The organism is Pseudomonas sp. FW305-3-2-15-C-LB1 (assembly GCF_058787615.1).
Genome location: NZ_JBYSZX010000011.1, coordinates 1 through 22,871, shown reverse-complemented (window position 1 = coordinate 22,871; position 22,871 = coordinate 1). Strand labels below are relative to the sequence as shown.

The following is a 22,871-nucleotide window of genomic DNA, read 5'->3' as shown; positions in this document are numbered from 1 at the left end:
CCCATGCTTTCCAACCCTAATATCGATCTGGTTTCGCGCTTTCTTCGCCTGCCTCTGGAACAGCGCCAGCAGTTTTACCAGCGCCTGCAAAGCCGGGGCATGAGCTTCGCCCAGCTGCCGATTGCCTCGATCCGTGAGGACGGCCAGAGTCTGCCGTTGTCCTACGCCCAGGAGCGCCAGTGGTTTCTCTGGCAACTGGACCCGGACAGCGCTACTTATCATATTCCCGGCGCACTGCGTCTGCAGGGCCGACTGGACCTGGCGGCCCTGCAACGCGCGTTCGACAGCCTGCTGGCCCGCCATGAAAGCCTGCGCACACGCCTGGTACAGGACGGCGAGCGCCTGCTGCAAAACGTAGCGCCCGAGGCGCGCATCGAGATACACCAGGACGTTGCCGACGAACACCAACTGATCGCGCGCATCGAAGCCGAGATAGCCCGGCCTTTCGATTTGCAGGCGGGGCCGTTGTTGCGCGTGACCTTGCTGCAACTGGCCGAAGACGAGCATGTGCTGGTGATGGTGCAGCACCACATCATTTCCGATGGCTGGTCGATGCAGGTCATGGTCGAGGAACTGGTGCAGTTCTACGCCGCGCACAGCCAAGGCCAGGAGGTGCAATTGCCGGGCTTGCCGATCCACTATGCCGACTACGCGCTGTGGCAGCGCAGCTGGATGGAAGCCGGGGAGAAGGCTCGTCAATTGGCCTACTGGCAGGACCTGTTGGGCGGTGAGCAACCGGTGCTGGAGTTGCCCCTCGACTATTCGCGCCCGGCGCAGCAAAGCCATCGCGGCGCCAGCTTGCAGGTGCATCTGCCGGCGGACCTGGTGGCTGGTATCAAGCGCCTGGCCCAGCAAGAGGGCGTGACCCCGTTCATGCTGTTGCTGGCCTCGTTCCAGACCCTGCTGTTTCGCTACAGCGGCCAGTTGGACATCCGCATCGGCGTGCCGAATGCCAACCGCAACCGCGTGGAAACCGAGCGGCTGATCGGCTTTTTCGTCAACACCCAAGTACTCAAGGCCGACCTCGACGGGCAGATGAGCTTCGCCGAACTGCTGCAACAGGCCAAGCGCCGCGCCCTGGAAGCCCAGGCGCACCAGGACTTGCCGTTTGAACAATTGGTGGTGGCGCTGCAACCTGAACGCAGTCTGACCCATAACCCGCTGTTCCAAGTGATGTTCAACCACCAGACCGACGCCCAGGGCGGGCGCGATGACCAGCCATTGCCTGGCCTGCGGGTGGCGGAGCTGAATTGGGAGAGCCGGACCACGCATTTCGACCTGAGCCTGGACACCCATGAGTCCGGCGAGGGCCTCTGGGCGGCGCTGACCTACGCCACCGACCTGTTCAAAAGCGCAACCATCGAACGCTTGGCGCAGCATTGGCAGAACCTGCTCCAGGCGGCAGTGAGTGCACCACGCAGCCGTCTTTGCATGCTGTCGATGCTCGATGCACCCGAACAACAGCGGATGCTCAAGGACTGGAATGCCCCCGTCACCGTCGCGGCGTCGCACGCCGTGCACCAGTTGTTCGAGGCCCAGGCCCACGAACATCCGGCGCGCCAGGCGCTGGCCTTGGATGAGCAAACGCTCAGCTACGGTGAACTGAACCGCCAGGCCAATCGCCTGGCGCACTACCTGATCGCCCAAGGCGTAGGCCCGGAAGTGCTGGTGGGGATCGCGGTCGAGCGCTCCTTTGCCATGGTGGTCAGCCTGTTGGCGGTGCTCAAGGCGGGTGGCGCCTACGTGCCGCTTGACCCTGAATACCCGCGTGAACGCCTGGTGCATATGCTCGACGACAGTGGTGTGCGACTGGTGTTGACCCAATCCCACCTGCGCGACCGCTTGCCATTGCCGGCCGATCTGACGGCGCTGGACATCGACCTGGCCGACGCGCAGTTGGCGCAGTGTGCCGAGCACAACCCGCCTACCGCGTTCGAGCCCCGCAGCCTGGCGTATGTCATCTACACCTCCGGCTCCACCGGCAAGCCAAAAGGCGTTGCCATCAGCCATGCGGCATTGAGCGAATTCGCCGGTATCGCGGCCGAGTATTCGCGCCTGGTCGCGGACGACCGCGTACTGCAGTTCGCGACCCTGAACTTCGATGGTTTTGTCGAGCAGCTGTACCCGGCCCTGACCCTGGGCGCGACGGTCGTGTTGCGCGGGCCGCAGTTGTGGGACGGCGCTGACCTGTACAGGCAGATTATCGACCAAGGCATCACCCTGGCCGACTTGCCCACCGCCTATTGGAAACTGTTCCTGCAGGATTGTCTGGCAGCGGGGCCACGGCCCTATGGCGCATTGCGGCAGGTGCATATCGGCGGCGAAGCGATGCCGCTGGATGGCCCGGTGTTGTGGCAGCGCGCGGGGCTGGGGCATGTACGGCTGCTCAATACGTATGGGCCGACCGAGGCCACGGTGGTATCCAGCGTGCTCGATTGCAGCGACGACAACGCCGTGATTGGCGCCACTGCCAGCCCGATTGGCCGCGCGTTGCCGGGGCGCGGCCTGTATGTGTTGGACCGTGACCTTAACCTGTTGCCGGTTGGCGCCGTGGGTGAGCTGTACATTGCCAGTGCCAGTGGCTTGGCCCGTGATTACCTGCAACGCCCGAGCCTGACCGCCGAACGTTTTATCGCCGACCCGTTCAGCACCCTGGGTGAGCGTCTTTACCGCACCGGTGACCTGGCGCGTTATCGCGCCGACGGGGTGATCGAATACGTCGGTCGCGTCGATCATCAGGTCAAAATCCGCGGTTTCCGAATCGAGTTGGGTGAGATCGAAGCGCTGCTGTTGGCCCAGGAGGCGGTGCGCGAAGCCTTTCTGCTGGCGGCCGACAACCAGTTGGTGGCTTACCTTGTGCCAGCCCAGCCGTTGTCCGCCGCCGAGCATGCGGCAGCGGGCGAAACGCTCAAAGCCACCTTGAGTGAGCAACTGCCCGATTACATGGTGCCTGCGCACCTGATCTTTCTCGACCGCATGCCGTTGAACCCCAACGGCAAGCTTGACCGCCAGGCGCTGCCCAAACCCGATGGCAGCGCGGTGCAACAGACCTGGCAGGCACCGGTTACGCCACTGCAACAGCAGGTTGCGGCGATCTGGGCCGATATTCTTGGCGTCGAGCGTGTGGGCCTGACCCACCACTTCTTCGAACTGGGCGGGCATTCGCTGATGGCCATGCAAGTGGTCTCGCGCATTCGTCAGGCATTGAAGCTCGAAGTGCCGCTCAAATTACTGTTCGAAAAGCCGCGCCTGGAGGGGTTTGTCGCCGCACTGACCACCCAGGCCCCAGGCGCGCCGAACGCGCCCGCGCTGTTGCCGGTAGGGCGGGACCAGCCGTTGCCGCTGTCCTACGCCCAGGAGCGCCAATGGTTTTTATGGCAACTGGAGCCGCAAAGCGCCGCGTACCACATCCCCAGCGCCTTGCGTTTGAAAGGGCAGCTTGATCTGGTTGCACTGCAACGCAGTTTCGATACCTTGCTGGCCCGGCATGAAAGCCTGCGCACCCATTTGCGCCAGGAGCGCGACCGCACGGTTCAAATCATTTCACCGCAGATGTCGTTGCCGATAGCGCACGCCGAGGTGCAGGAAGCGCAGCTCAAGGCGCGGGTCGAGGCCGAAATAGCCCAACCCTTCAATCTGGAACACGGGCCTTTGCTGCGGGTTTCGTTGCTGCGCATCGCCGCTGATGAACATGTATTGGTATTGGTGCAGCATCACATCGTGTCCGATGGCTGGTCGATGCAGCTGATGGTTGAAGAGCTGGTGCAACTGTATGCGGCCTACAGCCAGGGACAGGTGTTGCAATGGCCGGCGCTGCCGATTCAGTACGCCGACTACGCCGTATGGCAGCGCAACTGGATGGAGGCGGGCGAGAAGGCCCGTCAACTGGCGTATTGGCGCGACATGCTCGGCGGTGAGCAGAGCGTGTTGGCGTTGCCGTTCGACCACCCGCGTCCTGCTGTGCAAAGCCATCGTGGCGCGCGCCTGGCATTCGAACTGCCCGGCGCGTTGACTAAAAGCCTCAAGGCCTTGGCCAAGCAGCAGGACGTGACCTTGTTCATGCTGCTATTGGCCTCGTTCCAGACGTTGCTGCATCGCTACAGCGGCCAGGAAGAGATCCGTGTCGGTGTGCCGATCGCCAACCGCAATCGCAGCGAGACCGAGCGTCTGATCGGCTTCTTCGTCAACACCCAGGTGCTCAAGGCCGATCTCCACGGGCAGATGAGCGTCGTGCAACTGTTGCAACAGACCCGGCAACGGGCGCTGGACGCCCAGGCTCACCAGGACCTGCCCTTCGAACAACTGGTGGAAGCGCTGCAACCCGAGCGCAGCCTGAGCCACAACCCGTTGTTCCAAGTGATGTTCAACCACCAGACCGACGTGGGCCAGGCTCAGGTTCAGCAGCAACTGACGAATCTTTCGGTAGAAGGGCTGGAATGGGAAAGCAAGACGGCGCATTTCGACCTGGACCTGGATATCCAGGAATCCACCGAAGGTATCTGGGCCACGCTCGGCTATGCCCAGGACTTGTTTGAGGCGAGTACCGTGCAACGCATGGCGCGACACTGGCAGAACCTGTTGCAAGGTATGGTTGCCGACCCACGGCAGAATATCAGCCAATTAAACCTGCTGGACAACGCCGAACGGCAACAGATTCTTCAACTGTGGAACCAGAGCGACGCCGGCTTCTCGGCCAAGCGCCTGGTGCACGAGTTGGTGGCCGACCGCGCCGGGGAAACCCCCGAGGCGGTGGCGGTGAAATTTGGCGAGCAACAGCTGACTTACGGCGAGCTGGACCGCCAGGCCAACCGCCTGGCCCATGCGTTGATCGCCCGTGGTGTCGGCCCCGAAGTGCGCGTCGCGATTGCCATGCCGCGCAGCGCCGAGATCATGGTGGCGTTCCTCGCGGTGATGAAAGCCGGTGGCGTCTACGTGCCGCTGGACATCGAATACCCGCGTGACCGCCTGCTGTACATGATGCAGGACAGCCGTGCCCGGTTGCTGCTGACCCACAGCAGTGCCTTGCAGCAACTGCCGATTCCCGAGGGTCTGGACAGCCTGGCGATTGATCGCACCGAGGACTGGTCCGGTTATAGCGACACGGCGCCTGATGTGAAACTGGACGGCGACAACCTCGCCTACGTGATCTACACCTCCGGCTCCACCGGCATGCCCAAGGGGGTTGCTGTCTCTCACGGTCCACTGGTGGCGCATATCATCGCCACCGGCGAGCGTTATGAAACCTCGCCCGCCGATTGCGAACTGCACTTCATGTCGTTCGCCTTCGACGGGTCCCACGAAGGCTGGATGCACCCGCTGATCAACGGCGCGAGCGTGTTGATCCGCGATGACAGCCTGTGGCTGCCGGAGTACACCTACCAACAAATGCACCGTCACAACGTGACCATGGCGGTGTTCCCGCCGGTGTACCTGCAACAGTTGGCCGAGCATGCCGAGCGTGACGGCAACCCGCCGAAGGTGCGGGTGTACTGCTTCGGTGGAGATGCCGTGGCCCAGGCCAGCTATGACCTGGCGTGGCGCGCGCTCAAGCCGACTTATCTGTTCAACGGCTACGGCCCGACCGAAACCGTGGTCACGCCGTTGCTGTGGAAAGCGCGCAAGGACGATCCCTGTGGTGCCGTCTACGCGCCGATCGGCACACTGTTGGGCAACCGCAGCGGCTACGTGCTGGATGCGCAACTCAACCTGCAACCCATCGGCGTAGCCGGTGAGTTGTACCTGGGCGGCGAGGGCGTGGCCCGGGGTTACCTGGAGCGTCCGGCCCTGACCGCCGAACGCTTCGTACCGGACCCGTTCGGCAAGCCCGGCAGCCGTATGTATCGCAGCGGCGACCTGACCCGTGGCCGCCCGGATGGCGTGGTGGACTACCTCGGCCGTGTCGACCATCAGGTGAAAATCCGTGGCTTCCGTATCGAGCTGGGCGAGATCGAAGCGCGCCTGCGCGAGCAGGACAGTGTCGGCGAAACCGTGGTGGTGGCCCAGGAAGGGCCGAGTGGCAAGCAACTGGTCGCCTATGTGGTGCCGCTGGACCCCTTGCTCGTCGACGACGCAGTGGCGCAGTCGACCTGCCGCGAAGCCTTGCGCCGCGCCCTGAAAACCCGTTTGCCGGACTATATGGTACCCACGCACCTGATGTTCCTTGAGCGCATGCCGCTGACGCCGAACGGCAAGCTCGACCGCAAGGGCCTGCCGCGCCCGGATGTCAGCCAGATGCAGCAGGTGTACGTGGCGCCACAGAGTGAGCTGGAGCAGAAGATCGCGGCGATCTGGTCCGACGTGCTGCGTCTGCCACGTGTCGGTTTGCACGATAACTTCTTCGAGTTGGGCGGTGACTCGATCATCTCGATCCAGGTGGTCAGCCGTGCCCGCCAGGCCGGTGTGCGCTTCACGCCCAAGGATCTGTTCCAGCACCAGACGGTCCAGAGCCTGGCGGCCGTGGCCCGGGAAGGCGAGGGCGCGGTGGTGATGGATCAGTCTGCATTGACCGGCGAGTTGTTGTTGCTGCCCGTCCAGCAGGCGTTTTTTGCCGATGACATTCCCCAGCGTCACCACTGGAACCAGTCGGTGGTGCTACAGCCACACCAGGCGTTGCAGGCGCCGCTGCTGGTGGCGGCGCTGCAGGCGTTGATCGTGCATCACGACGCCCTGCGCATCGGTTTCGTCCAGGGCGCGGCAGGCTGGAGCGCGGCGTATCGCGGGCCGCAGCAGCATCAGGCCGAGCAGGTCCTGTGGCAGACCACCTTGAATGCAGTCGAAGAGTTAGAGGCCCTGGGTGAGGAAGCCCAGCGCAGCCTCGACCTGAGCGAAGGGCCGCTGCTGCGAGCAGTGCTCGTCGACCTCGCCGACGGCTCCCAGCGCCTGCTGCTGGTGATTCATCACTTGGTGGTGGACGGTGTGTCCTGGCGCATCCTGCTGGAAGACCTGCAAACGGCTTACCGCCTGCTTGCCCAAGGTGCCACGGTCGTGTTGCCCGCCAAGACCAGCGCGACCCGTGCCTGGGCCGAGCGTCTGCAAACCTATGCACGCAGCGCCGCACTGGCGCAGGAACTGGCCTGGTGGCAGACGCAGTTGCAAGGCAGCCCTACCGGACTGCCGGGGGCCGATTCAAAGGCCAGCTTGAGCAACCGGCATGCGCTGAGCGTGACCACCCATCTGGATCAGGCCTTCACGCGGCGTCTGTTGCAGGACGCCCCCAGTGCTTACCGCACCCAGATCAATGACCTGTTGCTGACTGCACTGGCTCGCGTCGTTGTGCGCTGGACCGGTGACGCGTCGATGTTGATCCGCCTGGAAGGCCATGGCCGTGAAGACCTGTTCGACGAGATCGACCTGACCCGTACCGTCGGCTGGTTCACCAGCCTCTACCCGGTGAAGCTGGTGCCGACCGATTCGTTGGGCGGCTCCCTCAAGCAGATCAAGGAGCAGCTGCGCGCGATTCCCGACAAGGGCCTGGGCTTTGGTGCCCTGCGTTACCTGGGGAATGCCGAGGCTCAACAGGCCCTGAGTGAACTGCCGCGCCCACGCATCACCTTCAACTACCTGGGGCAATTCGATGGCAGTTTTGACGGCGGCGAACAAGAAGGCTTGTTCGTCCCCTCCGGTGATGGCAGTGGTTCCGAACAGAGTGCCGAGGCACCGCTGGGTAACTGGTTGGAAATCAACGGCCAGGTCTACGCCGGTGAATTGAAGTTGAACTGGAGCTTCAGCCAGCAGATGTTCGATGAAGCGACCGTACAACGCCTGGCGGATGACTACGCGACGGAACTCAAGGCGTTGATCGAGCACTGTGGTGTCAACCGGGGTGTCACGCCCTCGGACTTCCCGTTGGCGCGCTTGTCCCAGGCGCAACTGGACAGCTTGCCGGTGACGGTGGCTGATATCGAAGACGTTTACCCGCTGTCGCCGATGCAGCAAGGCATGTTGTTCCAATCGTTGTACGGCGAAGGCTCGGGTGACTACATCAACCAGATGCGCATTGATGTCGAGGGCCTGGATGTACCGCGCTTCCGCCAGGCCTGGCAGGCGGCGCTCGACAGCCATGAGATCCTGCGCAGCGGTTTTCTCTGGCAGACCGAGCTTGAGCAGCCGTTGCAGGTGGTCTACAAGCAGATGCAAATGCCGTTCGCCGAGCTGGACTGGCAAGATCGGCCCGGCAGCAGTGCGGCACTCGATAGCCTGGCCGAGTCGGCGCGGGCCCAGGGGTTCGTGCTGGAACAAGCGCCATTGCTGAGCCTGACGGTGGTCCGTACGGGGGCGTCCCGTTATCACTTGATCTACACCAACCACCACATCTTGATGGACGGCTGGAGTGGTTCGCAGTTGTTTGGCGAGGTGTTGCAGCATTACGCCGGTGAACCGCTACGTGCGCCCATCGGGCGTTACCGCGATTACATTGCCTGGCTGCAGGCGCAGGACAAGTCGGTCAGCGAGGCATTCTGGAAAGAGCAACTGCTCAACCTGCAAGAACCAACCCGCCTGGCCCGTGGCCTACAGGCTGCGCACAGCGAGGCGCTGGCCGTCAACGGCGAGCATCGTCTGAACCTCGACGCCAGCCAGACCGCTCAGCTCAAGGCCTTCGCCCAGCGCAATAAAGTCACCCTCAATACGCTGGTGCAAAGCGCCTGGCTGCTGCTGTTGCAGCATCACACCGGGCAGTCCACCGTGGCGTTCGGCGCCACCGTGGCAGGCCGTCCGGCGCAATTGCGCGGTATCGAACAACAGGTCGGTCTGTTCATCAACACCTTGCCCGTCGTGGCCACGCCGGATGCACAGATGACGGTCAGCCAGTGGCTGCAGCAGATCCAGGCGCAAAACGTGCGCTTGCGTGAGCAGGAGCATACGCCGCTGTTCGAGATCCAGCGTTGGGCCGGGCTGGGTGGCGAGGCGCTGTTCGACAGCATTCTGGTGTTTGAGAACTACCCGGTGTCCGAAGCGCTGGAGCAGGGCGCACCTTCGGGGCTCACGTTTGGCGCCGTCCACAGCCTGGAGCAAACCCACTATCCGTTGACGGTCTTGCTGGGCATCGGTGACACCTTGGGCCTGGAGTTCAATTACGACCGCCAGGCATTCAGCGCGGCGCATATCGAACGGTTGGCCGAGCACTTCCAGCAGGTGTTGCAGGCATTGGCAGTGGACGGCGCCCAGCGTCTGGCAACGTTGCCTTCGCTGGCCCGTTCCGAGCGCGAAACGGTCCTGCATGCCTGGAATGACACGGCCACGGACTACCCGTTGCACCTTCCGGTGCATCAGTTGATCGAAGCCCAGGTGGTGCGCACGCCGGACGCACCGGCGCTGGTATTTGCCGGGCAGGTATTGAGTTACGCCGCGCTTAACCGCCGGGCAAACCGCCTGGCGCATCGCCTGATGGCGGCCGGCGTGGGGCCGGATGTCCTCGTGGGGCTGGCGGTTGAGCGTTCGATTGAAATGGTCGTTGGCCTGCTGGCGGTACTCAAGGCAGGTGGCGCTTATGTGCCGCTGGACCCGGAATACCCCCGCGATCGATTGGCCTACATGCTGCAAGACAGCGACGTGAAGCTGTTGTTGACCCAGGCGCATTTGCTGGAGCAACTGCCGATTCCAGCGGGCTTGCACAGCCTGGTGCTGGAGCAGGGCGATGAGGGGTTGCAGGCCTACGCCGAGCGGAATCCGCAGGTCGCCGTCGATGGCGAAAACCTTGCCTATGTGATCTACACCTCGGGCTCCACCGGCCAACCCAAAGGTGCGGGTAACCGCCATTCGGCGCTGACCAACCGGCTGTGCTGGATGCAGCAGGCGTATGGCCTGGACGGCAGTGATACGGTCTTGCAGAAGACGCCGTTCAGTTTCGACGTGTCGGTGTGGGAGTTCTTCTGGCCGCTGATGACCGGTGCGCGCCTGGTGGTGGCCGCGCCGGGCGACCATCGTGACCCGGCCAGGCTGGTGAGCCTGATCAACGCCGAGCAAGTCACTACGTTGCACTTTGTGCCATCCATGCTCCAGGCCTTCTTGCAGGATGCCGGCGTCGGCGCCTGTCACAGCCTGCAGCGCATTGTGTGCAGCGGTGAAGCGCTGCCGGTGGATGCTCAGCAACAGGTGTTCGCCAAACTGCCGCGTGCCGGGTTGTACAACCTGTATGGGCCGACCGAAGCGGCAATCGACGTGACGCACTGGACCTGCGTCGACGAAGGGGGTGACGCCGTGCCGATTGGTCGGCCGATCGCCAACCTGGGCTGCTACGTGTTGGACGGCAACTTGGAACCGGTACCCGTTGGCGTGTTGGGTGAACTCTATCTCGGCGGTGTCGGCCTGGCGCGCGGTTATCACCGTCGGCCGGCGCTGACCGCCGAACGCTTTGTGACCGATCCGTTCGGCAGTGGCACCCGTTTGTATCGCACCGGGGACCTGGCGCGTTATCGCGACGATGGGGTGATCGAGTACGCCGGGCGCATCGATCACCAGGTCAAGCTGCGTGGCTTGCGCATCGAATTGGGTGAAATCGAGGCCCGCCTGCTGGAGCACGCGTGTGTGCGTGAAGCGGCGGTGCTCGCCGTGGACGGCACGCATCTGGTGGGCTACCTGGTGCTGCAGGCGCCGAGCGAGGATTGGAAAGCACAGGTGGCGATGCACCTGGCGGCGCAGTTGCCGGACTACATGGTACCGGCGCAGTGGGTGGTGTTGACACAGATGCCGCTGAGCCCCAATGGCAAGCTGGATCGCAAGGCGTTGCCTAAACCGGAGGCGCAAGGCGCGGACGCTTATCAGGCCCCGCAAAGCGCCGTCGAGCAGCAAGTCGCGGCGATCTGGCGTGATGTCCTCGGTGTCGAGCGCGTAGGGCTGAACGACAACTTCTTCGAGTTGGGCGGTCACTCCTTGCTGGTGCTGATGCTCAAGGAGCGTATCCGTAAAGTCATCGGTGTCGGCTTGTCCGTCAGCCAGTTGATGCTTAACCCGACGGTACGCAGCCAGGTCAACTGCCTGAAGGGCGACGCGCGCAGCTCGTTGATCGTCAAGCTCAACAGCCAGACCGAAGGCACACCGTTGTTCATGTTCCACCCAAGCTTCGGTTCGGTGCATTGCTACACCGCGATTGCCCTCGCGCTCCGGGAGCTGCGTCCGGTGTTCGGGGTGATTTGCCGTGCATTGGCCGAGGACGGTGCAGCGGTGCCCGAATGGCAAGCCATGGTCGAGGATTACGCCGAGCAACTCCTGTTGGCCCAGCCCCAGGGCCCCTTCCGCCTGGCAGGCTGGTCGTTGGGTGGCAACCTGGCGATGGAAGTCGCCTACGTGCTGGAGCAAGCGGGACGCGACGTCGAGTTTGTCGGCTGGATCGACTCCGCGCCGCCGCAGTGGCTCACGCCCTATTGGCAGGCGGTCGTCACCGAGGATGACCGTGAAGTCTCGGCGAACGAGCGGCGTGCGGCGTTGTTGGGCGTGATGTTCCCGGCGTTTGCCGAGCGGATTCAGGCGGCCTGGCAGCAATGTCAGCGCGATGCCCAAGACGAAGCTGGGCAATGGCAAGGGTTTATCGCCTGGGCCGAGCAGACCCTGGGCGACACCTTTACCGGTATCAAGAACGAGTTGCTGCGTGGCAATGAGGCGCAGATTTCCTGGGAGGTCGACCGCGCGCTCAGTGAGCGTCTGTCGGCGGCGGACTTCAAGCCGATCAAGGCCCCGGTCAGTTGCTGGTGGGCGTCCATGAGCCGCGCCGGGCAGTTCAAGGAGCTGATCGAGCAGCACATGGCAAGCACCCTTGTTCAGGGGCGGATCGAGCGTTCAGTGGTGATCGAGACTGATCACGACGGGATCATCGACAGTGCCGAGTTCATTCGTAGCCTGGTGGCCGCCATGGAATAACACCTCAAGTGATGAACACTGAACCTGTGTCGAGGGGGCAAGCTCTCTCGCCACAGGGGACTCGCCACAGGGGAGGGCGGGGCACAAAAAAGCCCGATGAAAGCAGCGCTTCCATCGGGCTTTTGGTTGATCGCCGCCAGGGCGATCAAGGCATCACATCAGAAGTCCCAGCGGGTGCTGAACATCACGTTGCGCGGCTCGCCATAAGCGGCCGAGTTATAGAAGCCCACGTTGGTGTAGTAGGACTTGTCGAAGATGTTGTTGAAATTGACAGTCGCCGAGAGGTTCTTGGTGACCTGGTAGCGGGTCATCAAGTCCACCAGCCAATAGGACTCCTGGGTGATGTCCTGGTTGGTGTTGAGCTGCGAGTTGTAGATTTCATTCCAACCCTTGCTCTGCCAGCGCAGGCCGCCACCGATGGTGAACTTGTCGAGGTCGCCCTTGAGTTTGTAAGTGGTGTTCAGGTTGACCTGGTGCTCAGGTTCGAAGGTGGAGATCTTCTTGTCGTCTGCGTCCCGCACGATCTTGTGGGTGTAACCGCCTTGTACTTGCCAGCCGGGCGCCAGCTCACCTGAGATTTCTGCTTCGTAACCCTTGGTGACGGCCTTGGAGCTCTTGAACGCATAGTTTTGCGGGGAAGGAGTCTGGTTGTTATAGGCATCGTCCGGGATGGCACGGTTGTCTTCATGCACTTCGAAGTAGGCAATGCTGGTGTTCAAGCGACCGTCGAGAAACTCGCCCTTCAGGCCCAGCTCGTAGTTTTGGCCTTCGTCTGGTTCCAGCAACGTCTGGTTGCGGTCTTTGTACGTGCTTTCCTGGGGTTGGAAGATATCGGTGTAGCTGGTGTACACCGAGAGATTGTCGTTCAGGTCGTAGATCACGCCGGCATACGGCACGAACCGGCCGGTTTCCTTGTAGGAAGGGTTGATACCGGTGACGTGGTAGTTGGCGACGCGCCCACCGAGGATCACGTGCAGGTCATCCATCACGTTCAAGCGTGTGGTCACGTAGTAGCCGGTCTGGCGGATGGTATCGTCGTTGTATTGCTGGACAGGGCCGTAGATCGGCTTGGCAATGTGGCCATTCCAGTTATAGAAATCGACTTTGTTGCCGCCTGGCCATTCCGGCGCCCAGTACCCCTTGCCTTGCCAGCGCGACGTGCCGATCGAGCCGCCCACCACCAGTTCATGTTCGCGGCCAAACAGGCTGAAAGGCCCGGTGGCGTAGAGGTCGGCGGAGGTGCTTTTGGTTTCGCCGGTGTATTTCTGACCGTTGACCTCGGCGGTGCCATCGGCTGCCGGCTGGACAAACTGGATCGAACCGAGGTCGGCATGGTAGCTGTTGATCTTGTGGTCGAGCTGGAATTTGGTGACCCAGCCGTCACCCATATCATGCTCAAGCATGGCAAAGGCGGTGCGGGTGTTCTGTTCCCAGGAGCTCCAGGTGGCGCCGTTGTTGTAGGAGCGTGGCATCTTGTTGATGCTGCCGTTGGAGTTGACCAACGGGAACGAACCGGACCAGCTGGAGCCTTTCGGAATATTGTCCTGATAGTCGAAGCCGACGGTCAACATGGTGTCGGGGGACAGGTCGAACTCGGTAATGCCGTAGTAGGTTTCGGTCTTGCGCGAGTAGTGGTCCATGAAGGATTTTTTGTCCTGGTACGCCGCCACTGCACGGCCCCGGACATTACCGCTGTCGGTCAACGGGCCGCTCACATCCACTTCGCTGCGATAGTTGTCCCAGGAGCCGGCGCCCAGTTGCACATGGCCCTTGAACTCCGACGTCGGCTTCTTGCGGATCAAGTTGATGGTCGCGCCCAGGGAGCCGGCGCCGTTGAGCAGGCCGGTGGCACCCTTGAGCACTTCGACGCGGTCATAGATCGCCATGTCGCTGAGGGTATTCCCGGCCGAGTAGCCGACGTTGCGCACGGTGGACGGAATACCGTCGTACTGGAAACTGTTGACCGAGAACCCACGCGAGTAATAGTTGGTACGGTCGGTGTCATAGGCCGATACGGTGATGCCAGGCGTGTGGCGCATCACGTCATCGACGTTGTTGAGGCCGAAGTCCTCGATATGTTGGCGGGTAATCACCGTGATCGACTGCGGGGTTTCCCGCGGGGTCAGGGTCAGCCGCGTGGCCGTGGCAATGGTGCCCGGCGTGTAGGAGCCGGAGCCCTCGGTGATGTTGCCCAGCACGTTGCCGGTCACTTGGGTCGGACTCAACTCCAGCCCGGCGGACGCGCCGGCGGCGGTAACGGTCAGCGCGTTGCCACTGAGGCTGTGAGTGGTCGAAGTGCCCGCCAGCAAGGTGTTGATCGCCTGCTGCGGATCCAGTTTACCTTTGATCGCCGTGCTGTTTTTTCCCGCCACGTCGGTCGGGCTGTACAGCACCTGCAGGTTGGCCTGGCGGCCGAATTCCTGCAGTGCACTCCCCAGTGCCTGTGCTGGAATATCCAACTCGATCTCCTGTGCCTGCACATAGCCGGCAACCGGCAGCGATACCGCCAGGGTAAGCGCGCTCGGCAGGAGGTTGATGTTCAGGGCCCTGGTTAGCGCTTTGCTCAGTGGGCTGAGACCGAGTCGTGCTGACATGGATGGTTTCTCTTCTATGTTTTAAGTGGGCAAATTCTGATATTTGTTGAGGTTAGTTCTCATTACCACTAGTGAGACGTTCCTACCTCGGAAAACCGGAAAAGAAAATTTCATGCAGGCTCCATTTCATGCACTACCTGGCCGGCGCGCAGCCGTACCAACTGATCGGCGATGTGGAAATAGCGGTCGTCATGGCTGATCACGATGATGGTTTTGCCCAGGCGCTTGAGGTCCGGCAGCAGCTCGGTATAGAAAATCCGGCGGAAGGCCGGGTCCTGGTCGGCGGCCCATTCGTCGAACACCAGCACCGGGCGTTCTTCCAGCCAGGCGTTGACCAGTGCCAGGCGCTTGCGCTGGCCGGTGGACAGGTCGGTGGTGCTGAACACACCGTCCTTGACGCTGACCTTGTGCGCGATCTCCAGGCGTTCCAGGTATTTAGTGGCGCTGTCCAGTGACTGGGTGGCGCTGCCCTGGACCAGGTCGTCGAACAGGTAGTAGTCGGCGAATACCGTGGTGAACAATTGGCGATAGTCATCGCGCTCGGGGTCGGTCACGGCCTCGCCGTTGAGCAGGATTTCGCCGGACTGCGGCGGGTAGAGCCCCAGCAGCAATTTGATCAGCGTGGTCTTGCCACTGCCGTTTTCGCCGACGATAAATACGATGTCGCCTTGGGCAATGCTCAGGTTGATCAGCCCCAGGTGAAACGGCTCGCTGCCTTCCACGGCCGGAGGGCTGTAGCTTACGTTTCGCAGCTCAAGGCTGTTGACGATCGGTGTCGGCGCCTCGCTGTCATCCATCAGCAGGTGCGGTTCAGGAGAGGAGAAGCGCTCCGACAACTCGCTGATACGCCCGAAGGCAATCTTCGCCTTGCCCACCACGGGCAGGTAACCCAGCAGGTGTTCCAGCGGGCCTTTCATGTACAACAGCACCAGCACGAAACCGGTAATCACGGTCGGGTCCGGGTTCGGGTTATAGGCCTGCATCGCCAGGGCCAAGCCGATGACCACGAAGAACAGCATTGAGCCGAAGGTCTTGGCGATGATGTAGATGTTGACCGAACGCACCTGAATATCGCTGATGCGGTCCGCCGTTTCCTGGATACGGTGGGTGTTCATGCGAAAGCGCCGTGGCCGATGCATGCGCAGTTCCTTGGCGCCGGACGCGATGGCGTTGTAATAACGCTGCAATTCGTCTTCATGGCTGCGTGCGAGGTCGAAGCCTTGGATACCTTTGCCGCCGGCGATGAACTGCACGGCGCTGCCAATCACGATGGCGACGACCATCATCAGGAACATCGGCACCGACAGGTACGCCAGGTAGCCCAGGCAGCCCAGCGTCACCGTGGCGGCAATGGCCAAGGGCGTGAACGCGAAGGAGAAGTCGCTGATGGTGTCGACATCGTGGGTAAGCACCGGGATCAGTCGGTGGGAGCGGTAGCGCTCGATTTGCCCGATGGGCGCCGACAGCACCTTTTCACCCAGCTCTTTGCGCAGGGCTGCAATGATCCGTTGGCCGACGTAGTTGGTGCCGATGTCGGAAATGATCGAGCTGACCAGCGCCAGCACGCACAAGGCTGCAAAAGTCAGGATCACGCCCTGGGTCATGCCTTGTGGCGAGTGCAGGGCATTATTGATCGTCGCCAGCAACAACGTGATGGCCAGGCCGCCGGCCATGCCCAGGGCGACGGAGACGGTCACGATGGTGCGAAAAGGCCTGAGCAATGCGAGCAAACCTTTGAAGGCGCCGCGCTTGGGGTCGGTCATAAATACTTCCCGGAAAGTGAACAAGAGGGGGCTGGGCACACAGACCCTTACCCATGACAAACGAAAGATTGGCGCGACTATTTAGCGCGGCGCGCCCGGCGGTGGCGCGCGGATGGATAAATTAGGCGGGGCCTGGTTCGTTCTTGTGGAGTAGCCGCACGCGTTTTGGCGCGTGCCTGATCTATCCAGCGAGAGCGAAACAATGACGAAAAGGAATCTGGTGTACGTGTGGTCACTGCGCAATGCCGCCGCCGACAAGGCCGGGCAGCCAGTGGCCTACAAGGACCACGAACGCTACATGATGTCGGTGCTGGAATCCCTGGCAGGGGCGCTGAACGACACGCCGCTGGGCGAGGCCTACAACCTGGTGGGCGTGGTGTACGACGATGACGAGCAGAATCCGCGTGACCAGCAACTCGTCCGCGACTACGGCTTTGCCTACCAGCCGGGCCGCCAATGGCTGTACCCGGCCGACCTGCGCGTGCAGGGGCGGCTGGTCAATGACCTGCTGCTGAGTGTGCCGTCCACCTACCGGCGCTTGCCACGGGGCAGCGCAGAACACATTGCCGGCAAGCAGGACTTCGAGCGCCGCCTGCACGACACGCTGGTGGAATTGAAGGCGGACATCGTGGTGCTCGACGGCCTGCTGGTGATCCTGGATGAACTGGTGCGCCCTGGCGCGCCGTTTGCCGGCCGCATCATGAACATCCATCCCGGCATTACCCGCATCGAATCGCCGTACGAGCGCCGTGGCGCCTATGCCACCTGGAACGCGCTGTACGGCGCACGGGGGCTGACGGTCACGGATTGGGCGACCAAGGCCACCACGCCATCCGAGCCGCTGTACCTCACCGGTGCCTCGTTCCACTACGTGGACAACGGCATAGATTCGGGTGAAGTGTTCCACGACGTGCTCAAGACCGAGATCGCGCCGGACGACACCATCCTTGAGTTGCGCTGGAACAACTTCAACAACAGCCTGTTCCCGGCGTTGCATGAAGGGTTGGCGTTGTTGGCGCAGAAGGCAACCTAAAGCAGGCACGGATAAACATGTGGGAGGGGGCTTGCCCCGATGGCGGTAGTGACTGATACACCGCCATCGGGGGCAAGCCCCCTCCCACAAATGGATTTCCAGTGCGGTTAGAGGTCGCGCACCACGCGAAACCCGATCCAATCCCCCCGCGTCTTCGGGTAGATGTTGTTGCGGTTGCCCGAGCGCGAAAACACCGGCGCCTCGCCCCAGTCATTGCCGCGAATCATGTAGCCCTCGCAGTTCGGCTCCATCCACGCACTGCCGTCGGTGGGCGCGCCGATGTAGTTGGGGTGTTCGCAGTCGGCCACGCGCTCGTAGACGTTGCCATGCATGTCGTACATGCCGAAGGCATTCGGCGGGTAGCTGCCCACCGGCGATGAATAGCTGTAGCCATCGGCCGGACCATAGGTGTTGGCGTGCTTGGCGATGCTGTAGCCCTTGCCCTCATCGAACGGGAAGGGGAACGGTCCGGTGGAGCCGGCGCGCGCGGCGTATTCACGTTGGGCTTCGCTGACCATGTGGTACTGCTGGCCGGTTTTCTTCGACAGCCAGGCCACGTACTGCTTGATATCGTCCATGTCCATGCACACTGCCGGCTGGCGCGGGCCCTGGGGGTAGCGCGGCTTGCTGGCGATGCATTCGCGGCCGGGGCGGGTATCGCCGTCGGCGATCTTCACGCCGGTCTGGCGGATATAGCTGTCCCACTCGCCGGCGGTGATGTGGAAGCGGCTCATGGCGAACGGCTTGGCGAAGGTCACCTCGTGCATCGGGCCTTCATCCGGCTCGCGGCCGACTTCATCCTCGGGGGTGCCCATGGTAAAGGTGCCAGCCGGCAGCACCACCATCTCCGGGCAGTCCTTGCAGTCCTTGAACACTTTGCCAGGTTGCGGCGTGGCGGCCTGGGCCAGGTTGGGCAGCAAGGCGCCGCACAGGGCGGTGAGTGCCAGTGCCGTGAGGGGTTTGTTCATGGGGTCCTCTCATTCAAAGTGGAAAAACTGTGCGTTACACCCGTTGGCCCAGCAGCGTCATGAAACGCTGGATCTCATCGGAGGAATTGAGCAGGCCGGGAGAGGTGCGGATCACCGGGCCGACATCACGGTCCACCGCGTCGATCACCACGCGGTTTTTCATCATGTAGTCGGCCACGGCATCGCTGTCCTGGCCCTTGACCCGGAAGAAGGTGAAGCCGGCCGACAGTTCGGGGCTGCGCGGGGTGACCAACTCGATACGCGGATGCGCCAGCAGGTGGTCTTTCAGTTCGGTATTCAGGGCGTGGATGCGTGCCTGCACCTGCGCCTTGCCCAGTTGCAGATGCAGCTTGAAGGCCTCATCCGCCGCCCAGCGATGCTCGAAGGCGTGAAAGCCGCCCGGGGTCATGGTGGTGGCGAAGTCCTGGTCTTCGGAGAAGGTCGGCACCATCGGGGTCACGTACTGGTTTTGCGGGTCGCGGGCGCACACCAGTCCGGTGCCTCGCGGGCCGAACATCCACTTGTGGGTGCCGGCGATGAAAAAGTCGCAGTGCATGTCCGGGAAGTCGAGGTTTTCCACGCCGAAACCGTGCACACCGTCCACCACATAGAGCATGCGGTCCCTGTCGTCTCGGTTGCGGTTGTGTTCTTCCACCAGCTTGCCGATCTCGCTGATGGGCAGTTTCACGCCGCTGCCGGACTGCACCCAGGTCATGCCGAGCACGCGGGTGTTGGGGCGGATATTGCGCTGGATATTGCCCAGCACCTCGTCGACGGACACGCGATTGGCGTGTTCAAACAAGCGAATCTTGCGGACCCGGGTCTGCTCCTTGCGCACCCGGAAGTCCAGGCTGAACTCGGTGGCGTAGTGTTCGTGGACGGTAGTGAGGATCTCCTGGTCGGGTCGTACCTTGATTCCGCCATAAATCATCGCCAGCCCCTCGGAGGTGCTGCCGGTGAGGGCGATCTGCGCCGGCGTGGCCTTCAGGTAGCGGCCGGCCCACTCGCGTACCTGGCCTTCACGCTTCCAGGTTTCCTGTAGGCCCCAGTCCATGGCCAGGCCTGGGTTGCGGTCGATCTGTGCGCGATAGCGCTGGATGGCTTCGCGTACCGGCTTGGGGTGCGTGGCCACCAGGAAGTTGGAAAAGTGCAGGTAGTCCGGGTCCTGGTTGAACAGTTGCTTGAAACTCGTCCATTGGTCATTCGATGCAGGGGCGGCGATGGCCTGGGGCAGCAGGGCGGCGCCCAGTGGCAGGCTGGCGGCAAACACCCCGGCCTGCTTGAGGAACGTACGGCGGTCGGTCATGGACTGGCTTCTGGATGATTAACGGTTGGCCAACGGCTTGGCGGCTTTTTGTACCTGGTCCCACACCCGCAGGAAGTTGCCTCCCCACAGCTTGGCGATATCGGCTTCGGAGTAACCGCGCTGGATCAGTTCGGCGGTGACGTTGCGGATTTCACCGACGTTGTTCCAGCCCTGCACGCCGCCGCCGTCGTTGAAGTCGGAGGCGAGGCCGACATGGTCGATGCCGATCTTGCGCACGGTGTAGTCGATGGCGTCGCCCAGGTCCTTGAGGGTGGCCTTGGGTTCTTCATCGAGGATGCCGTACAGCGCGCTGGCGTATTCGCCGAACTTGTGTTCCGGCCATGCAGCAATGATTGCGTCGCCCGGCATCAACGCCACGGCCAGGTTGGGCAGGGGCGGCAGGTCGAAGCGCGCACGCAGGGCGTTGAGCTTGTCCTGGGTCGGCTGGCTCAACGGGCGCAGGTAGGCGGAGAAGCCCACGATCTGCACCACGCCGCCACTTTGCTTGATCAGTTGCAGCTCTTTGTCACTTAGGTTGCGCGGGATGTCCACCGACGCGCGCGGCGCCGAGTGGGACGCCACCATCGGCGTGCGGCTCAATTGCGCGACCTGCTCCAGGGCCTTGGTCGACATCTGCGACACGTCGATGATCACTCCCAGGTCATTGAGGCGGTGCACCGCTTGCTTGCCGATGTCCGACAAACCGTCGAGGGCGTCGGTGGAGTCATTGAAAAACGGCAGCGGGCGCGACGAGTCCGACCAGGCGTTGTTGCCCACATAGCTGAAGCCGAACATGCGCATGCCGCGCGCCGCCCACAGGTCCAGCAGGTTCAGGTCGTTGCCCAGCGGGTAGGCGTTGAGCATGCTGATGAAGATCGCGAACTTGCCTTCGCCATGCAGGCGCCGGAAATCATCCGGGGTGTAGGCGATGGCGACCTGGTTGGGGTAGTCGCGCACCATGCCGCTGATGATCTTGTAGCGCACTTCCTGCTCGTTGCGCGCGGCTTCGACAAAACCATCGGTGGGCTTGTGCGGGGCATTGGGGCCGTTCCAGATTTCCGGCCAGCCGAAAATCGTCAGTGCCGCACCGGACAGGCGCCCGCGTGCCGCCTTGGCCAGGTCGAACTGGCCGCTGCCGTCCTTGTCCGCCTCGTTGCCGGCGGTGCCGAAATCGATGGGCACGGTGATATGGCTGTCGAACGACAACAGCCGGTCCTGCATTTCATTGGCCTGCTTGATCACCTCCAGCGGGTAACCGGCATTGCCCTTGAACCAGTGATCCCAGACCAGGAAACCGGCCCCGGCACCGATGGCCAGTGCCAACGGCAAGCCGATATACAGCGCCTTTTTCGAACGTGGTTTTGTCATTGCCATCTCAGTCAGTTGAGGCCTTCGCTATCAGGGAGGAACGAGTGATGGGCGGGGAAATTTAGGCGGGCAGGGCGCGCCGGTAAATTTCCCCGGCGTGCAAACGTTCTAGCTCTGATAAAGCCGTTTCCTAAGGTAGACAATGACCATCTCTCGACGTGGGTTCATCGCAGGCCTGGCGCTGACCGGCGCCGCTGTGCCGGCCGCCTTCTATGCCCATCGCGAGTTGACGCGCGAAGAAGAATTGCCCATCACTCCCGGCGAAGCCACGGTGGACCTGGCCGACACCGCCGGCCAGCACCTGGCGAACACGCTGCGTGGGGTGTGGAGCCTGCGCCTGGAAGGCCGCGACGCCGGCCTCAAGGGCCTGCCGTTGGAAGGTCTGGAGCTGCTGCTCGACATCGCCCCGCGTGGACGTGGCTTGCGAGGGTACCTGGACACCGCTGGCAACCTGCGCGCCGAGGGCGAGCCGCGTTACCGCGTGCTGGGTGATCTGCTGACAGGCGAGAGCGCCGTGCTCTACTGGCGCCTGATCGACCGCGACTCGATTGACGGCGCCCCGGCCTATGAATTCAAGATGACCCTTGACGAGGTCTGGGCGGATTTTGCCAATGCCGGCAGCAGCACGCTCAGCGGGCAGATCCTTGACCTTGCTCGGCCATTGGCGCTGGTCGAGCGCGATAACCGCTTCATCGCCCGCAAACAGTGGTTCCCCGAGGCGCGGCAACGCATCGGCCTCAACCCGACCCTGCTGGCCTGGCTGATTTCCCCCGAACACCGTCTGTTCCACCAACTGTGGCACGCTACCCGTGACCAGTGGCACAAACTCTCCGAAGAAAAGCGCGACGCCCTGCGCGGCATCGGCTGGCAACCCGGGCCACGGGGCCAGGAACGCGACGCCCGGGGCAAGCGCAAGGACCGCAACGGCTCGGGCATCGATTTCTTCTTCATGCACCGCCACATGCTCGGCACCGCGCGCTCCATGCAGGACCTGCCCTCATGGCCGCAATTCCCCGAGCCGCAACCGGCCCTGGAGCGTGATCGCCTGGGCTTTCTGCGCTATTTCGACAACCACGACGGCTTTGCGCTGCCGCCGACCTGGTCGGCGCCGGACGACAGCGACTACACCCAGTGGGTCAGCGACATCAAGAGCGCTGAGACCTACCACAGCAACTTCCAGGTGTGGGAGTCGCAGTACCGCGACCCACGCTACCTGGCCAGATTCACCCTGGGGCAGCTCGGTTCCGAAATGGAGCTGGGCCTGCACGACTGGCTGCACATGCGCTGGGCCTCGGTGCCCCGCGACCCGTCCAACGGTGCGCCGGTGCCCATGGCCCGTGACCCCTCCGACTTTGCTGCGCGCTGGTACGCGGCGGAAAACGATTTCCTCGGCGATCCGTTTTCCTCCCACGTCAACCCGGTGTTCTGGCACTTCCACGGCTGGATCGACGACCGCATCGAAGACTGGTTTCGCGCCCATGAGCGTTTCAATCCAGGGGAAGTCCGCCGCATGGAAGTCAACGGCGTAGCCTGGTTCGCGCCGGGCCGCTGGGTGGAAGTCGGCGATCCCTGGCTGGGCCCGGATACCCATGGCTGCAGCACCACGCCGGGGTTGCAGATGGGCCGGTCGATGGAGATGGACCCGGAGACCATGAAGCTGGCGTTGCGCATCACTTTCGGTGAAGACGAGAACATGCTGCAGGGGCTGTTCAAGCGGGTGCCGAGACGACCGTGGTATGCCCGTCACCTGAAACTTGCCTGAAGCTGGAGTGAGCAGGCTTGCTGTGGTGAATGGGGCTGTTGTGGTGAGCAGGCTTGCTGTGGCGAGCAGGCTTGCCCTGCGTTGGGGCGCGAAGCGGCCCCATCAAGACCGCTGTGTTCTTTCAGGTAAAACGAGGTAGCCGGATTAGGGGACTGTCAGATTTTTTGTGTGCGGGCCGGTAACGGCCTGCCGTCAGGCAGGCCCTAATTCTCACCAGGTTGGCC

The 22,871-nt window shown here is 62.7% G+C and carries 8 protein-coding genes; 3 read left to right on the top strand and 5 right to left on the bottom strand.

From position 1 onward, the window contains the following. Positions 1 to 3: 3 nt before the first annotated feature. Positions 4 to 11,853 (top strand): non-ribosomal peptide synthetase, encoded by an 11,850-nt coding sequence (locus AC3WP7_RS20475; RefSeq protein WP_102593100.1) that lies wholly within the window; start codon positions 4 to 6, stop codon positions 11,851 to 11,853. 158 nt (positions 11,854 to 12,011) lie between these two features. Here the strand turns inward: AC3WP7_RS20475 and AC3WP7_RS20470 are convergent, their stop codons facing one another. Both AC3WP7_RS20470 and AC3WP7_RS20465 read right to left on the bottom strand, forming a co-directional pair. Next, positions 12,012 to 14,447: a TonB-dependent siderophore receptor gene (locus tag AC3WP7_RS20470; RefSeq protein ID WP_092245735.1), complete on the bottom strand. Its 2,436-nt coding sequence runs from the start codon at positions 14,445 to 14,447 to the stop codon at positions 12,012 to 12,014. Positions 14,448 to 14,557: 110 nt separating this feature from the next. Further along, a complete protein-coding gene (locus AC3WP7_RS20465; protein WP_102593101.1) occupies positions 14,558 to 16,210 on the bottom strand; it encodes a cyclic peptide export ABC transporter in 1,653 nt (550 codons plus the stop codon). A 202-nt stretch (positions 16,211 to 16,412) separates the two neighbouring features. On the opposite strand from AC3WP7_RS20465, the gene AC3WP7_RS20460 reads away from it, so the two are divergent. Continuing rightward, positions 16,413 to 17,243 (top strand): formyl transferase, encoded by an 831-nt coding sequence (locus AC3WP7_RS20460; protein WP_058427531.1) that lies wholly within the window; start codon positions 16,413 to 16,415, stop codon positions 17,241 to 17,243. A 107-nt stretch (positions 17,244 to 17,350) separates the two neighbouring features. Here AC3WP7_RS20460 and pvdO read toward each other — a convergent pair whose 3' ends face one another. Genes pvdO through pvdM form a run of 3 tightly spaced genes read right to left on the bottom strand, consistent with a single transcriptional unit; the run spans position 17,351 to position 20,885 of the window. Next, positions 17,351 to 18,211, bottom strand: coding sequence for a dihydropyoverdine dehydrogenase (gene pvdO / locus AC3WP7_RS20455; protein ID WP_102593102.1), 861 nt, complete (start codon positions 18,209 to 18,211; stop codon positions 17,351 to 17,353). Positions 18,212 to 18,245: 34 nt separating this feature from the next. After that, complete coding sequence (pvdN, locus tag AC3WP7_RS20450; protein ID WP_102593103.1) at positions 18,246 to 19,517, bottom strand: pyoverdine-tailoring periplasmic protein PvdN; 1,272 nt, start codon at positions 19,515 to 19,517, stop codon at positions 18,246 to 18,248. Between the two features lie 18 nt (positions 19,518 to 19,535). Next, positions 19,536 to 20,885, bottom strand: coding sequence for a pyoverdine-tailoring dipeptidase-like protein PvdM (gene pvdM, locus AC3WP7_RS20445; protein ID WP_071495277.1), 1,350 nt, complete (start codon positions 20,883 to 20,885; stop codon positions 19,536 to 19,538). A 142-nt stretch (positions 20,886 to 21,027) separates the two neighbouring features. Between pvdM and pvdP the strand changes: the two genes are divergently transcribed. Continuing rightward, positions 21,028 to 22,647 carry a pyoverdine maturation tyrosinase PvdP gene (gene pvdP / locus AC3WP7_RS20440; protein WP_093126791.1) on the top strand — a complete coding sequence of 540 codons (1,620 nt, stop codon included), beginning with the start codon at positions 21,028 to 21,030 and terminating at the stop codon, positions 22,645 to 22,647. Positions 22,648 to 22,871: the final 224 nt, after the last annotated feature.

Coding starts and splice junctions, on each gene's coding strand:
- pvdP (WP_093126791.1), top strand. CDS start 21,028: ATGACCATCTCTCGACGTGGGTTCATCGCAGGCCTGGCGCTGACCGGC.
- pvdN (WP_102593103.1), bottom strand. CDS start 19,517: ATGACCGACCGCCGTACGTTCCTCAAGCAGGCCGGGGTGTTTGCCGCC.
- pvdO (WP_102593102.1), bottom strand. CDS start 18,211: ATGAACAAACCCCTCACGGCACTGGCACTCACCGCCCTGTGCGGCGCC.
- pvdM (WP_071495277.1), bottom strand. CDS start 20,885: ATGACAAAACCACGTTCGAAAAAGGCGCTGTATATCGGCTTGCCGTTG.
- AC3WP7_RS20465 (WP_102593101.1), bottom strand. CDS start 16,210: ATGACCGACCCCAAGCGCGGCGCCTTCAAAGGTTTGCTCGCATTGCTC.
- AC3WP7_RS20475 (WP_102593100.1), top strand. CDS start 4: ATGCTTTCCAACCCTAATATCGATCTGGTTTCGCGCTTTCTTCGCCTG.
- AC3WP7_RS20470 (WP_092245735.1), bottom strand. CDS start 14,447: ATGTCAGCACGACTCGGTCTCAGCCCACTGAGCAAAGCGCTAACCAGG.
- AC3WP7_RS20460 (WP_058427531.1), top strand. CDS start 16,413: ATGACGAAAAGGAATCTGGTGTACGTGTGGTCACTGCGCAATGCCGCC.